The 14,748-nt window shown below is 42.6% G+C and carries 10 protein-coding genes; 7 read left to right on the top strand and 3 right to left on the bottom strand.

From position 1 onward, the window contains the following. Positions 1-155: 155 nt before the first annotated feature. A complete protein-coding gene (locus RMZ95_RS18930; protein WP_322684325.1) occupies positions 156-1,202 on the top strand; it encodes a zinc-dependent dehydrogenase in 1,047 nt (348 codons plus the stop codon). A gap of 27 nt (positions 1,203-1,229) precedes the next feature. Here RMZ95_RS18930 and RMZ95_RS18925 read toward each other — a convergent pair whose 3' ends face one another. After that, positions 1,230-1,715: a hypothetical protein gene (locus tag RMZ95_RS18925; RefSeq protein ID WP_322684318.1), complete on the bottom strand. Its 486-nt coding sequence runs from the start codon at positions 1,713-1,715 to the stop codon at positions 1,230-1,232. 36 nt (positions 1,716-1,751) lie between these two features. Here RMZ95_RS18925 and RMZ95_RS18920 point away from each other — a divergent pair, with 36 nt between their 5' ends. The 3 genes from RMZ95_RS18920 to hetR all read left to right on the top strand — a co-directional run bounded on the left by RMZ95_RS18920 (position 1,752) and on the right by hetR (position 8,977). After that, positions 1,752-3,053 (top strand): inorganic phosphate transporter, encoded by a 1,302-nt coding sequence (locus RMZ95_RS18920; RefSeq protein WP_322684319.1) that lies wholly within the window; start codon positions 1,752-1,754, stop codon positions 3,051-3,053. Positions 3,054-3,852: 799 nt separating this feature from the next. Continuing rightward, positions 3,853-6,174 (top strand): EamA family transporter, encoded by a 2,322-nt coding sequence (locus tag RMZ95_RS18915; protein WP_322684320.1) that lies wholly within the window; start codon positions 3,853-3,855, stop codon positions 6,172-6,174. A 1,903-nt stretch (positions 6,175-8,077) separates the two neighbouring features. Continuing rightward, positions 8,078-8,977 carry a heterocyst differentiation master regulator HetR gene (hetR, locus tag RMZ95_RS18910; protein ID WP_094349731.1) on the top strand — a complete coding sequence of 300 codons (900 nt, stop codon included), beginning with the start codon at positions 8,078-8,080 and terminating at the stop codon, positions 8,975-8,977. A gap of 796 nt (positions 8,978-9,773) precedes the next feature. Here the strand turns inward: hetR and RMZ95_RS18905 are convergent. Continuing rightward, positions 9,774-10,457: a hypothetical protein gene (locus RMZ95_RS18905; protein WP_409883184.1), complete on the bottom strand. Its 684-nt coding sequence runs from the start codon at positions 10,455-10,457 to the stop codon at positions 9,774-9,776. Between the two features lie 632 nt (positions 10,458-11,089). Here RMZ95_RS18905 and rpsD point away from each other — a divergent pair. Continuing rightward, positions 11,090-11,698, top strand: a complete 609-nt coding sequence (gene rpsD / locus RMZ95_RS18900) for a 30S ribosomal protein S4 (RefSeq protein WP_069071263.1) — start codon at positions 11,090-11,092, stop codon at positions 11,696-11,698. A 66-nt stretch (positions 11,699-11,764) separates the two neighbouring features. Here rpsD and moaA read toward each other — a convergent pair whose 3' ends face one another. Then, positions 11,765-12,751 carry a GTP 3',8-cyclase MoaA gene (gene moaA / locus RMZ95_RS18895; RefSeq protein ID WP_322684496.1) on the bottom strand — a complete coding sequence of 329 codons (987 nt, stop codon included), beginning with the start codon at positions 12,749-12,751 and terminating at the stop codon, positions 11,765-11,767. A 162-nt stretch (positions 12,752-12,913) separates the two neighbouring features. Here moaA and RMZ95_RS18890 point away from each other — a divergent pair, with 162 nt between their 5' ends. After that, entirely contained in the window at positions 12,914-13,945 is a 1,032-nt protein-coding gene (locus RMZ95_RS18890; RefSeq protein WP_322674727.1) for a hypothetical protein, read from the top strand. Between the two features lie 60 nt (positions 13,946-14,005). Further along, positions 14,006-14,722, top strand: a complete 717-nt coding sequence (locus RMZ95_RS18885; RefSeq protein ID WP_322674728.1) for a Uma2 family endonuclease — start codon at positions 14,006-14,008, stop codon at positions 14,720-14,722. Positions 14,723-14,748 lie beyond the last annotated feature (26 nt).

Below are 14,748 nucleotides of genomic sequence, written 5' to 3'. Positions count from 1 at the left end.
AGCGACGTGACTACGCAAGAGTTATAAAATAACGAACCACAGAGGCACGAAGGACACGGAGAAATCAGAGTTTGAGAGATATTTTGCGTAAGTCCTATAGCTTAACGTTGACCACTAATGTTACATCTAGTATCGTTGAGCGGGGAAAAACCAACGTGAAAGCACAGGTATTTAGAGGCGTTAATCAACTGTCTTACGAAGATATCCCAGTTCCAACCGTGGAACCAGATGAAGTGCTGGTACAGGTGCGGGTTGTGGGATTGTGTCAGTCAGATATTAAAAAAATTCGTTATCCACTTTATGAACCGCCGCGCATTTTTGGACATGAAACCGCCGGCACGATCGCAGCAATAGGCAATAATGTCAAAGGTTGGCAAGTTGGACAACGGGTAGCAGTGATGCACCACATCCCTTGTATGCGTTGCGCCTACTGCCTAAATGATAATTTCTCTATGTGCGATGTTTACAAGAACATCTCCACTACCGCAGGCTTTAATGCTAGTGGTGGTGGTTTTGCCGATTATGTCAAGGTTCCTGGACATATTGTGGAAAATGGTGGGTTGATTCCCATCCCGGATAACATCAGTTTTGAAGAAGCGAGTTTTGTAGAACCAACTAACTGCTGTTTGAAGGCAGTGAGAAAAGCTCAAATTGCCCCAGGACAAACTGTATTAGTTACTGGTGCTGGGCCAATTGGGTTAATGTTTATCATGTTGGTGAAGTATTTCGGAGCAAAAGCGATCGCTACTGATTTACTACCCTCTAGAATTGAAAAAGCCTTGAGTGTCGGTGCAGAAGCGGCTTTTGATGCTCGCGATCCCGATTTACCCGCCAAAATCTCTGCCTTAACTGGTGGACTAGGCGTTGATGTTACACTGCTGGCGGTTCCGAGTGAAAAAGCTTTCTTTCAAGCACTTGATAGTACTCGCAAAGGCGGTAAAATCTTGTTTTTCGCCGAATTTCCTGATGAAGTGGAAATTCCCATTAACCCAAATATCCTCTACCGTCGGGAAATTGACTTGATCGGCAGTTACAGTTCATCTTACCGGCTTCAGAATTTATCAGCCGATATTGTGTTTAATCAACGAATTGATGTAAAAGCATTGATTAGCGATCGCTATCCATTAAAAGATTTATCAGCAGCCGTGGAAGTTGCGATCGCACCCACACCGGATACTTATAAAATCTTAATTTATCCGTAAAAGGAAGATTAGAGAGATAGGAGAGTGTTAAATAATTCGTAATTCGTAATTCGTAATTACAGCAGATTTCAAGTTAGTGAGGTACACAAGCTCGCGTCTCAAAGCCAAGTATAAGCCTGTTTTACTTCTGACTCCTGAATTCTGAATTCTGAATTCTGCTGTAAGTTTTGCAATGGGGATTTTAACCCCACCGCAAAACTTGCCGCTTGATAGAAGCGGGGGACTTAAACCCACATAATTTGTTAAAACTAGAATTTTAAAGCTCAAAGGTTCGACGATGAGGCTCAAAGGTTCGACGATGGAGCTAAAAGGTTCGACGATGAAGCTCAAAGGTTCGACGATGAAGCTAAAAGGTTCGACGATGAGGCTAAAAGGTTCAACGACGAAGCTCAAAGGTTCGACGATGAAGCTAAAAGGTTTAACGATGAGGCTCAAAGGCTCGACGATGAAGCTCAAAGGTTCGACGATGAGGCTCAAAGGTTTAAAGTTCACCCTTAAAAGCTCAAGTTTCATCCTTATCTCTCTCACTTTCCTCTTGTCCCTAACAAAATGCTTATTACCCTACTTTTCGTCGCTCTACTAGCTTTCTATGTCGCCTGGAATCTCGGAGCAAACGATGTCGCTAACGCGATGGGAACCTCTGTAGGTTCCAAAGCTGTCACCCTCAAACAAGCACTAATAATTGCTGGGGTATTAGAGTTTACGGGTGCTGTGTTGTTTGGACATGAGGTAACGGAAACTCTAGCAACAAAAATTGCTAATCCCGCTTTATTCGCAGCTACACCCCAAATATTCGTAACTGGGATGGTAACGGTATTAATATCGTGTGGTGTGTGGTTGCAAATTGCGACATCACGCGGTTTACCTGTATCGTCTTCTCATGCGGTTGTTGGTGCGATCGCTGGATTTAGTTGGGTAGCTTTGGGAGTAAATGCAATTGATTGGTCATCAATTGGCTTAATTACCATTGGCTGGATTTTAACGCCGTTAATTAGTGGTGCGATCGCCGCTTTATTTTACAGTCAAATCAAGCACTGGATTTTAGATCGACCCAATCAAGTAGTCCAGTTACAAGAATGGATTCCCTGGTTGAGTACTCTGCTGCTAAGTGTCTTCGGTGTAATTGTCTTACCATCGCTCACAGAACCGCTAACCAATTTTGTAATTGAGCAAACTGGTTTTACGATCCCTTCTCATGACATCCCGCTTTTAACGGGAGCAATCGCAGCAGTTGGACTCACAATCATTAGTTGGCGACAATTGGGAGACAAACGAACAACAGCGCAAACACAAGAGTCTACCCAATCCCCCATGCCCAATGCCCCATGCCCCATGCCCAATCAAGTTGAGCGCTTATTTGCGCGATTTCAACTACTAAGTGCTTGCTTTGTAGCCTTTGCTCACGGTTCTAATGATGTGGGAAATGCGATCGCTCCTTTAGCTGCGATCGTTTACATCAATCGCACTGGTAGCGTACCTACTGATGGTATAACTATCCCCCTTTGGATTTTAATTCTTGGTGGTGCTGGTATTGTTGGTGGTTTAGCTGTCTGGGGAAAAAAAGTTATTGCCACCATTGGCGAAAACATCATTGCCTTGCAACCCAGTAGTGGTTTTTGTGCCGAACTGGCAACTGCTACCACTATACTTATTGCTTCCCGGCTAGGTTTACCAGTCTCCACCTCCCACGCTCTTGTCGGCGGTGTAGTTGGTATTGGACTAGTGCAAAATCTCAAGTCGATTAAGTTTGAAACACTAAAAGGTATTGCTGCCGCATGGCTAATTACAATCCCTGTGAGTGCTACCCTTAGCGCTGCCATTTTCAGCATCGCCCAGATTTTATTCTTCTAAAAATTATTAATATTTTCCAAACTTTTCCTCTATTGGAATTTACACAAAGCAAAACCCAGACTGCAACAACGCCAAAAAAAGCGTGCTTTTGCAGAATTGCTGCTCATTCATTAGAATGTTGTGCAGGGGATAACGTAACTTAGAATTTCCACAGAAGGATACTTTAATCCCCGTTTAGAGATATAAACTGTCACACCAGTTACATTCCACACAAATTTACAGTTAGTTTCGCAAGTCAGACAATTTGGTGGGGATATCTAGCGACAAATCGCCTACGCACAAGCATCTGTGAATCTTTGACAATTATTATTGGCAGCAAAACAATAAATATTATTTGGAGTGAGATTTCTTTAAAAGAAAAAATTTCATTGGCAAATAATTTATGAAAATTAAACTGACCAAAAATAAAAAAGTCTTTATTTAAGCGACTTCCAGGCGTGGCGATCGATCGAAAATCCTTTCGGGTTGGGCAATCCCCCAGATGCTCTGGCGTCGCTAACTATGGGAATCGCCATCGCTCTTAGCGTCTCCCCTTGGGAGAAGACGGGTGCTACCTCATCAAAATTCCCAATCTAATGGTTAAATACTTATCAATGTTGAAGAGAACACGGTGTAGTAAGCTGTATGGCAAACTTAGGATGCTTTGCTAACTTGTGTTCAGTATGACAGAATTACGTTGAAATGCGGAAGTGCTGTTAAAATTTTTAATTTATCTGACAAAATACAGGAAATTAGGATGACCGCCAATAAAGTGTACGGGAAGCAGCTTTATCGTCAAAGTGTTAGAGGTTAGAAGCTAATGGGGCGATTCGAGAAGCAACCAGAAAACCCAAGAGTCAGAGGGGAGCTATCTAGAGCAGCAGAAAATGCTCTTTGGGCTTTAGTTGAAGACTTAGAAAATCTTCAGCAGAATGTCCTCAGAGGCTTGCAGGAAGACGTAAAGCGGCTTCAGTCAGAAAAAAATCGGTTATCTGATGAGATTCAAAGCTTGGTAGAGGAAAAAGAGCATTTACAACAAGTGCGCCAAATCACCGAGCAGCAAGTATTAATTCGGCAACTGGCAGAAGTTCTGGCAAAGCATATATCTTCACAACTGCAATCCTCTCTGGCAACTTTAGCTAATCAAAGCATAGAGGGCAAATCTTACGAACAAGCCGCGCTCAAGTCTGCTGAAGTGAGCAGCAATGTAGTAGGTGAAATTAATGAAAAAGTCGAACATATGTTTGACAGTCTCGATGACACCGTTACTGTTACCTTTAATTCCTTACAACAGGAGCTGAAGAACTATCAAAGTAATCTTTCCCAACAGTTGTCACGGATGTATAGCCAGCAGCAGCAAGGGGAAACGATTTTGGCGGAGTTTGTTAACCGCCTGCATGGAGAACTAGAAAAAACTATAGAAGAAACTTCACGTAAATCAGCAACAGCAGGTATACCTACTGTTTTGCAGTTTACGGAGCCAGAAAAAAACAGTTCTGTTGAAACATCCTTACCAGAGTTTGAGCAAGTAGTAAGAAATTCCCTTGAGCCAATTTCACCGATTTCCAATCAATTTTCACCAAGGGAAACAACATTAGAACCGCCGATTGTTAAAGAAAACACCGCGCCTCCAATTTCTTCTCCCAGCAAAAATTTATCGGTAAGGGAAACGACATTAGAGGCGCCGATTGTTAGAGAAAACGTTGCGAATCCAATTTCTTCTCCCAGCAAGGATTTGTCGCCAAAAGAAACAACATTAGAGCCGCCGATTATTAAAGAAAACGTCGCGAATCCAAGCAAGGATTTGTCGGTAAGAGAAACGCCATCAGAATCTACTGCGGCTATAGTTCCGCCATCGAAGGATAATGCCACCGAGCCAATTTCTGTCCTTAATCAGGAATCGCCGGAAAACGAAACTAAATCAGAGCCTTCGATCGCATCTGTGCTACAGCCGAGAATAATCCGACCTTCTCTCAAGATTCCTACTGAACCACTTTCTGTCCGCCGTAAGAACGTATCGCAAAGCAAAGCTGAACCCTCATCGACCACTGCGCCAGAACCGCAGGTGGAAGCAAAACCCCCACAATCGCGATCGCCTAATTCTTCTAGCTCATCGACACTCAAAATCGGTTTGTTTTTGATCGTCTTATCGGCAGTGGTATCGTCGCTTTACAACGTAGCCATCAAGGTGATTTTCCACGAAGGTTCCCAGATTTTTGGAGTATTAGAGGTAGAACAATTGCTACCGCCGACTTTGGGCAATACTCTGTTAATTTTGACGCTACGGTTTATGGTAGTCGTACCATTAATGGTACTTTTGTCTCCGATATTGCATCCAAGACTGTGGCAAGACTTGGAAACTTTGTCTGCTTCAGTCCGAGGAAATGCTACACCTGCCAATGCAGCTACCAAGCAGATTTTGGTGTTGTCAATTGTGAGTGGGTGCTTTTTGTTTTTATCTCAGGTACTAATCTATATTGCGATCGCTCAAATCACAACTGGAATGGCGATCGCACTGTTCTTTATCTATCCAATGGTTAGCGGTCTATTTTCGTGGTTTCTGTTTCGCGATCGCCCCACTCTATTCCGCATCGCCGCGATCGCCGCAATTTGCTGCGGTGAATTGTTGGTTTTAGGAGGTTCTCCCAGCATCGGGATCGGTAATACTTCAATCGGAAGCAGCACTGCCATTCTTTCGGGTGTGGCTTTTGCTGCCTACATAATTCTGACGCGAGTCTGTGCTAGCAAACTCCATCCGGTGACTTTTACTTTAATCAACTTCACTACCATGTTGTTGTTGAGCTTTATCTGTTTGATGCTACCTTTGCCAAGCAGTTGGAATTTGGTAGTAGTTGACCCCTCGAAAATGTTGGAATTGGTTTTAAGCGCGTTTATTTTAGGCGTGCTGACCCTTGCAGGTTATTTACTCAATAATGTTGGTATTAGTAAACTAGGTGCCTCGCGATCGGCGCTCATCGGTGGTAGCATCCCAGTTTTAACCGTGATTTTCGCTGGGTTAATCATTCAAGAAAATTTGGATATTGTGCAAATTCTGGGAGTGTTATTTGTAACCTTTGGCGCGGCTGCTTTCAGCTTTGAAACAATGCGAAATCAGGTTAAACCCTCTAGTCCCACGAATTAAATGGCGAGTTCAATCAGCTTAAGAGTGATAGGAGCTACTTTACTCCTCATCACTCTCAGCATCAATCCTGACACTAATGTGACAAACAAGATCCCCGACTTCTCAAATAAGTTGGGGATTTAAATTTTTACGAATAATTTCAGAATGCTGTATAGGTGCAGATAACACTTAATAGATCGGCAAGCAGTATTCAGAATAAATCGACTTGTAATATATTTTTAGGAATTTAGCCTGATACAGGTAGGGAAAACACGTATATGTAAGCAATATGAGTAGTACTGACTCCAGCAATTGGGCACAAGTACTTGCTCAGAGAGAAGATTCGCAAGGAGTTAAGACTATTGCAGCATATTTTGGAACTAAGAGATGGAGAAGTCGCAGAAATGCTTAGAGGAACTCATTGTTTCAAGCCAAACGTACTTAATTGATATTAGGCGGTGAACCTACCTATTTTTCCAGTATGGGAGGCAAAGTAAGTGGGCAAGAATAGACTAACTTATGTTAAGCAATGTAAATTACATGAAATTGCCTTGTAGTGAGGACTAAAGCCCTTATCCTTTGGTTTTATTTGTCCCTAATGGGGAAGTTTATCAGACCGCACTAAGTCACTACAAATCTTTAATTATTCACACCCACTTACTAATTTTGTTTTGTAAGATGGTATCTTGATTTCTGTCGTTTTATACAAGCTCACTGAATCTGCGATCGCCAAAACACCCAGAAAAAGAAGCTTTTATCGTACCTTACTACGGATTATCACTCTTTTCTCGCAACCAACTATCTACGTAATTTAAGCCTCTGAAATATATAAAATAGCGAGGTAAAACATACTTAAAAGTAGCCAATAAATTAGTTAAATCATGAAAATTTAAAATTCTTTCATGAAAGAAATATAAATTTATGGCAAAAAACTTTTTAAACAATCATCGGATAGAACCCAAGATGTTTTATTATATGTATGGCTATTAACTAATTTTTCGGTTATTAGCACGAGCAGCAAAGCCTTATAGATACGCGATTTAATTGGGAATAATCGCGGCTTTTTGTGTCCAATCATCATATAGAAAATAATAAATAAAACTGGGATTTAGGCTAGATATAAAATATCATCAAACCTTGATTTAAGCAGAATATAAAATATTTAAATAGTCATCATTTATAAACTTTAAAATGCATAATTTTATTTCAAAACCAAAAAATAGTGATATGATGAGGAACAATATTTGAAAAACAACAGGTATTTTGAAATTGGAATTATTTGCTCTACTTGATGTCTATTATTTTCCCTCAAGCCAACGGCTGATACTGCCGAGACATCACTGGAGGTTGTGAACGGAATGATAGTTTACAACGGGCTGTATAGCTCAACCTCTAAATTTGGCTACACCTGGTAAACGATTTGTTTTGAGACAATTCCCAATTATTTCTAGTCAATTGTGTACTACAAATAACTCGCCAAAGTTGCAAAAAAGCATCTTTTTCTAGTAACAGATATCCCAGATTAACTGCGTAAACTAGTTTTTATTCTGAGTCAGCATAGCGCCATCATTCGGTGTATGCAGCTTGACGTTGTTGCTCTTGAAAGATGAAAAAAACCAGAAAACTGAAAGGCTTTGGAGATTAATTGCAGCATAGTTGAGTGTTGGGACATAAAGCACTGTTAAGCTAGATTTAATGGTGTCTCTAATTTTCCGGTTAGATGCTCCAGACAGTTATAGTCACAACTACTAACTCTGCTTTTTTAGCAGGAAATATGCGAAAACGGTAGTTTCCGCTACCACCGATATCATCGTTATCGCATACTAATATAGTTTGAAGTAAAGACAGCCTTCAGCCAGGTGTATACTACCTAATTCTCACTCGATTAAAAATTTTGTAAACGTGCTATTCAATTGTCTGTAATATGAGTAACGACATAGATCTGATCAAACGTCTTGACCCCAGTGCGATGGATCAGATCATGCTTTATCTGGCTTTTAGTGCCATGCGGACGAGTGGGCACAGGCATGGGGCATTTTTAGACGCAGCCGCAACAGCAGCAAAGTGTGCAATTTACATGACCTATCTAGAGCAGGGACAAAACCTGCGCATGACAGGGCATTTGCATCACTTGGAGCCAAAACGAGTAAAAATTATTGTAGAAGAAGTCAGGCAGGCACTAACAGAAGGCAAACTGTTAAAAATGCTGGGTTCTCAAGAACCTCGCTATTTAATTCAATTGCCTTATGTCTGGCTAGAAAAATATCCTTGGCAACCGGGGCGATCGCGTGTTCCTGGTACTAATCTGACAAGTGAAGAAAAAAGACAAATTGAGCAAAAACTGCCCAGTAATTTACCTGATGCTCAGTTAGTTAGCTCCTTTGAGTTTCTGGATTTGATCGAGTTTTTACACAAGCGATCGCAAGAAGACTTGCCACCAGAACACCAAATGCCTTTGAGTGAAGCTTTGGGCGAGCATATTAAGCGCCGTCTGCTTTACTCAGGAACGGTAACACGGATTGATTCTCCTTGGGGAATGCCCTTCTACGCGCTTACCCGTCTTTCTTATACCCCAACAGACGATGAAGAACGTACACACATCACCGTGGAAGATACTGCTCGGTATTTCCGCATGATGAAAAATTGGGCAGAACGGCGACGAAATGCCATGCGCTTGCTGGAAGAACTTGACATCCTCCCAGAAAAAATGGATCAGGCTATGGAAGAATTGGATGAAGTTATCCGTGCCTGGGCAGACAAATATCATCAAGACGGTGGTATTGCAGTGGTTTTACAGACAGCTTTTGGTGAAAGAGAAGACTAGTACAACTAACTGTCCAAACTGTGCAAAATCCTAAATTCCCAAAGCTGAAAAACTGACGTGAGTTCAACTAACCTCTCTCCAACTCCTCTTTGCGTTGGAGAGGAGAATTATAATGTTTTTCATTTATTTGAATGAAATGCTTACCTAGTCAGTGGACACTTTGGGAACAGTGCTAGGTATCGTATGCCCACAAGTGGCAGAAGTGCTACGGAAGTTTGTCCTAGCTAATAGAACGTTTGACAAAAGTTGCATTAGCGTACAATCCGCCTAAAAGTTCGCATGATATCTTTGTAGTCTAGATAATACCAGATGTTGACATCATTGAGAAGGGCAAAAGGACGGCTTTTTTGGGCGAGGTAGAGAAACTTCTGCAACCTTTTGATGATGATATAAAGACCAAAGTAAGAAATATAGTAACTAATGTAAATATTACTGTCATTGCCTAACCAAAGCTATACAGTCAGCAAAGGTAAATTAACGTGAGTTCGACAAGCCCTTTTTTGACCTCTCCCCCAACCCCTCTTGGACACCCAGAGAAGAGCCAAAACCCTAATTTCTCGTTGCTCCTCCCTTTCCCCGTGGGAGAGGGAGGTTGTCCGGGAGAGGTTCATCGAACTCACGTTAAATTATCCAGTCAGGTTGAAGCATTGTAAATATATAAGGTTGGGTTTCGCTGTTGCTCAACCCAACCTACAAATTAAAATCAGATAATTTATTTTTTGGTAGTCCCTGAATCAGGGTGGCAAATAGCCACTCTAAATTCAACCTGTATATCAATTACACAAAGCACTGTAATCTAATTAGTGCCCGGTTGAGTTGGAATAACTGGTTGAGTTGGAATAACTGGTTGAGTTGGAATAACTGGTTGGGTTGGAACAACCGGTTGGTTTGGAAATGGGGTAGTTTCTAAACTTGGACTTGAACCCGCAGGAATTATCGTTGGCGGTGTAGACGAAGATGAAGCACCGATAACACTATCATCAGCACTGATACAAGTATCTAGCGCTTGAGTAGCGGGAAAGTCGATTTGGCTACGCAAGCCAACCACACACTGGCCAAAGCGCACGGGTAACAAACTGCGTCCACAATAATCTAAAACTGTTGGATTAGCTTCTTCTTTAGTACTTAAGCTGACGCCAACTACACAGGTTGCTAACTCTTCAGGACGCCGGGCCTTTCCACAAGAATAAAGCGCATCCGTTGCAGCAATTTGGGTTTCCTTATCAATTTTCACCACGCAAGCAGCCAAATCTCTTGGACGCAATGCTGCTGCACAACCTTCTGATGCCGCTTCTGCCCTTACACCCACACTCAGGAGGCGACCCGCACAGACACTATAATCATTTCTGTAAGAGGCAGCGACAGCCACATTAGGCAAGATTGCTAAACATCCAGCTATAGCCAAAACTGGTAATGTTAAAATCCTGGAGGTGGAACTGCCTTGTTTGTTCTTAACTCTGCTAACCACTTTTTTGCTCATTGACATTGCCATTCTCCAAACACCCAAAGTTATGCTAACTCAAATATCTTAAAAATCCTCTGTAATCTAAGAATTTCAGAGGTAGTAAGCTGTTACGCAAAAAGAAAAGCACATCAACTGGTGTTCGCGCACCATCTCCTTCAGGAGAAGTTGTCCTAAGTCAATTGTCCTTAGTAAACACAAATGACTAATGACTAATGACTAATGACGGTCTACACGGAGTTTGTGCAATATGTAGGCGCGTTAGCTTCAAGTATAGACATAATTAATTATGTCGAAAATTGTGTTAATATAGCTGTTTGAAAGATAAGTAGGCAACGTAAAAAGTATTTCAGAGTAAGAATACTGCGTAAACCAATCTGATGATTGAGTAGCCTACGAAACTAAATAAACACAAAAAACTTATTGGCAGGAGTACGGCGTGACAGGTCGGAATTCAGGCTTGGAGGCTAGTTTGTCGGGTTTACCGATTAAAAGCAACTGGCGCAAAAATCGATGCGTCTACCTTGGTGAGATACGTCTTACCTCGGTAAGCAGCTTCAAAAAACCAAGAATCCCCTGATTAAAAATTAGGGGAATGTCAAAATTGAATGTTTCGGTAAAGTTTAAACAGGATTAGATTAAGGAAACTCATGTCCCGATATAGAGGGCCCCGCCTCAGAATTGTCCGCCGCTTGGGCGACTTACCAGGATTAACGCGTAAAAGTGCCAGACGCGCTTACCCACCTGGGCAGCATGGCCAGAATCGCAAGAAGCGCTCTGAGTATGCTATCCGTCTAGAGGAAAAGCAAAAGCTCCGCTTCAACTACGGTTTGACTGAAAAGCAATTGCTCCGCTATGTGCGGAAAGCCAGACGTGTTACTGGTTCTACCGGACAAGTGCTGCTGCAATTGCTGGAAATGCGCTTGGATAATACCGTTTTCCGCTTGGGTATAGCCCCGACTATCCCAGCAGCTCGTCAACTGGTAAATCACGGTCACGTAACTGTTAACGGTCGTGTGGTGAATATTGCCAGCTACCAATGCCGTCCTGGGGAAACAATTGCAGTCAGAGATCGGGCACAATCCCGGAAGTTGGTGGAAGCTAACTTGCAATATCCCGGTTTGGCTAACCTCCCCAGTCATTTGGAATTTGACAAAAATAAGTTGGTTGGTAAAGTCAACAGCGTTATTGAGCGCGAATGGGTGGCACTACAAGTTAATGAACTACTTGTGGTGGAATACTACTCACGACAAGCTTAATAATCATTTGTCCTTAGTCATTTGTCCTTAGTTATTTGCAAAGGACAAATGACAAATGACCAATGCCTAACCACCAATTTGCGACATGGTGCGGGTATATGCACCTGAAATGCCAGAATCGCGCCCTTTAAAGTTAATTTCTGGTTTGATTCCGAGTAAATGTCTCACCTGCTCTTGTAATTGAGCGGTGCTGACACCAGAACGCAGGGCAGTTTTTAAATCTATTTGACCAGTTTCATTTAATAAACAGGGGCGCAGCCAGCCATCGGCACTTAGGCGCATCCGATTACAACGATCGCAAAAACATTCTGACATCTGACTAATAAATCCTAGTGTCCCCTTCGCATTGGGAATTTGAAAGACATCAGCAGGGCCAGCACCACGAACTTGAGCTTCTGTCAAGCCCCAGCGATCGCGAATGCGTTCTCGTAAATCGGCTGAAGATACCCAACCGCGATCGCCAAATAAATGCACATTACCAATGGGCATAAATTCAATAAATCGAACGTGCCACTGTTTATCGATTGTCAGGGCAGCTAAATCGAGAACTTCGTGGTCATTAACCCCAGGAATCACCACCACATTCAGCTTCAGGGGGTCGAATCCGACTTGATGGGCAGCTTGAATCCCCTGCCAAACTTGTTGCCAACGAGAACGCCCCTGATTACCGATAATTTGGTCAAAAATATCGGGATCGAGAGAGTCAAGACTAATATTAATTCGTCGCAGACCAGCATTATAAAGGTTTTGTGCCATCGGAGCCAGCAAAAAACCGTTGGTCGTCATTGAGATATCTTGAGTTTGGGGTAAAGTTGCGATCGCACCGACTAAATCCACCACACGCGGACGCAATAAGGGTTCTCCCCCAGTCAAACGAAATCGGGTAAAGCCTACTGGAATAAATACCTCTTCAATTAAGGTGAGTAGTTCTTCATCAGTCAATAACTGTTGCTTGAGAATATAATCCAGTTCTACTCCCTCTGGCATACAGTACTGACAACGAAAATTGCAGCGATCGATTAAGCTAATGCGGAGGTAGTCTACCTGGTTCATCGTTTTATTTTTATTCTCTCTGATTAATTAAAGACTTTACAAAAGTTGTTTACCCCTTCCTACTATCTTTGTTGTAACTCAAAATACCGTACTCCCCCTTAAGTGAGAGTCCACAGATTGTGGCATAATAAGCCGATCGCATCCACTAGTTAGTCATCAATCGTGCAAGATACCGACTCCATCAACGACCTTGCTGCTGCTTTACAACAGCCAGCCGATATCAGCTTTGAACTGCCCGATCCAGAAGATGAACAGATTCTAGAGTCAGATTTTCAACAGCAGCTAGAAGTAGCTTGGCAGGTATGCGATCGCTTTGATTTGCAAACTGAAATCTGGCGAGGGCGAATTTTACGGGCGATCCGCGACAGAGAAAAAGTCGGTGGTGACGGCCGCGGTACTGGCTTTTTGCGATGGCTAAAAGAGCGGGAAATCAGCAAAAGTCAAGCATACTCCTGGATTCAACTGGCGAATAGTGCCGATACTCTGATTGAAGATGGTAAACTTGACCCCGGATCTGTGAATAACTTCAGTAAACGGGCATTTGTCGAAACCTCCAAAGCAGTCCCAGAAGTGCAACAGATGGTGAGTGAAGCTGCCCAAAAAGGCGATCGCATCACTAGGCGAGAAGTGCGTCAGCTCAACGATGAATGGACAGCCATGTCCTCAGATTTATTACCCGAAGCAGTTAAAGAAAAAGCCGCAGATAACACCCTTCCCCCGCGCTACATTGCCCCACTGGTGAAGGAAATGGAAAAACTCCCAGAATCGCATCAAAAGTTTATCCAGAAGGAAATAGCTGCTAATCCTGATGTAGATACCCTGAAACAGGTAACTAGCGAAGCGCGTAACTTGGCGAAATATCTCAAAGGTGCGGCTCAAGTTCAGGCGTTAACGCAGGAAAATGTTGATATTGAAACAGCTTTAGAAGAAGCGCAAAGGGTCGGCTGTTTGAGCATTGCTGCTGATTTGGTAAATCAAGCATCGCAGATTGAACAAACGATCGCTAAATTGTACATGACTTGGAAACGGATCGGTAATTTAGCAGATCGATTATATGTAGATACTGGCGCAAGTACACCCAACTTGCGATCGCTCCTCACCTGCTTGGAACCTCTGGGTGGTGAAATCATGGAATTGCAACTTAGTGGTGCGACTGAACACACTGTTCGTTTGCAAATTCAAGAGACAAATTAGGGAGTGGGGAATTAAGAGTTGTGCGACATAATAGCAATAACCACCTGACTCCAGGTTTCTATGTCAACAACTATCATTGAACCCATTGTCACTTGGGAAAAGTTACCTGATGACTTTCCTTTACCCGATGAGCCTGTGGATAATATTAGTCAGCCAGCGATCGCATTTGCCTTAACTGAAAGCTTGGAACTGGCTCTTTTAATTCAGCCTCAGATACTCATTGGTACAAATTTTGGAATTTGTGCAACTGTAGATGGCAAGTTGGTAATTAAAGCCCCGGATTGGTTCTATGTCCCTTCTGTGTTACCGACAGTTCCACTAAACCAAAACCGTCGTAGTTATACCCCGAAGCTAGAAGGAGAAATTCCGGCGATCGTCATGGAATTTTTGTCAGAGACAGAAGGTAGTGAATACTCAATTAAAGCTAAGTACCCACCTGGTAAGTGGTACTACTATGAGCGCATTCTTCAAGTCCCCATCTATGTAATTTTTGAACCAGAGGCGGGGTGGGTGGAAGTCTATCAACTTAGTGCTTCAGGGCAATACGAACTCCAGCAACCGAATCAGGATAGACTGTATTGGATTGCTAACATTGGACTGTTTTTAGGAATTTGGCAGGGTGCGAAAGTAAATCGCACTGGATATTGGTTGCGCTGGTGGGATGAAACTGGTCAATTGCTGCTGTGGGGAGCAGAACGCTTACAACAAGAGCAGCAATTGCGATCGCGTATGGCCGCAAAGTTACGAGAATTAAACATTGATCCAGAGACAGTTTAACTTATAGCCGTTTTATGCTCTTTTTG

Source organism: Nostoc sp. DedQUE07, from assembly GCF_034530975.2.
Classification (GTDB): domain Bacteria; phylum Cyanobacteriota; class Cyanobacteriia; order Cyanobacteriales; family Nostocaceae; genus Nostoc.
Note: the sequence above shows the minus strand (reverse complement) of the source record. Positions and strands in the feature narration are given on the sequence as shown.

Coding starts and splice junctions, on each gene's coding strand:
- rpsD (WP_069071263.1), top strand. CDS start 11,090: ATGTCCCGATATAGAGGGCCCCGCCTCAGAATTGTCCGCCGCTTGGGC.
- hetR (WP_094349731.1), top strand. CDS start 8,078: ATGAGTAACGACATAGATCTGATCAAACGTCTTGACCCCAGTGCGATG.
- RMZ95_RS18905 (WP_409883184.1), bottom strand. CDS start 10,457: ATGAGCAAAAAAGTGGTTAGCAGAGTTAAGAACAAACAAGGCAGTTCC.
- moaA (WP_322684496.1), bottom strand. CDS start 12,751: ATGAACCAGGTAGACTACCTCCGCATTAGCTTAATCGATCGCTGCAAT.
- RMZ95_RS18885 (WP_322674728.1), top strand. CDS start 14,006: ATGTCAACAACTATCATTGAACCCATTGTCACTTGGGAAAAGTTACCT.
- RMZ95_RS18925 (WP_322684318.1), bottom strand. CDS start 1,715: ATGAAACTTGAGCTTTTAAGGGTGAACTTTAAACCTTTGAGCCTCATC.
- RMZ95_RS18915 (WP_322684320.1), top strand. CDS start 3,853: ATGGGGCGATTCGAGAAGCAACCAGAAAACCCAAGAGTCAGAGGGGAG.
- RMZ95_RS18920 (WP_322684319.1), top strand. CDS start 1,752: ATGCTTATTACCCTACTTTTCGTCGCTCTACTAGCTTTCTATGTCGCC.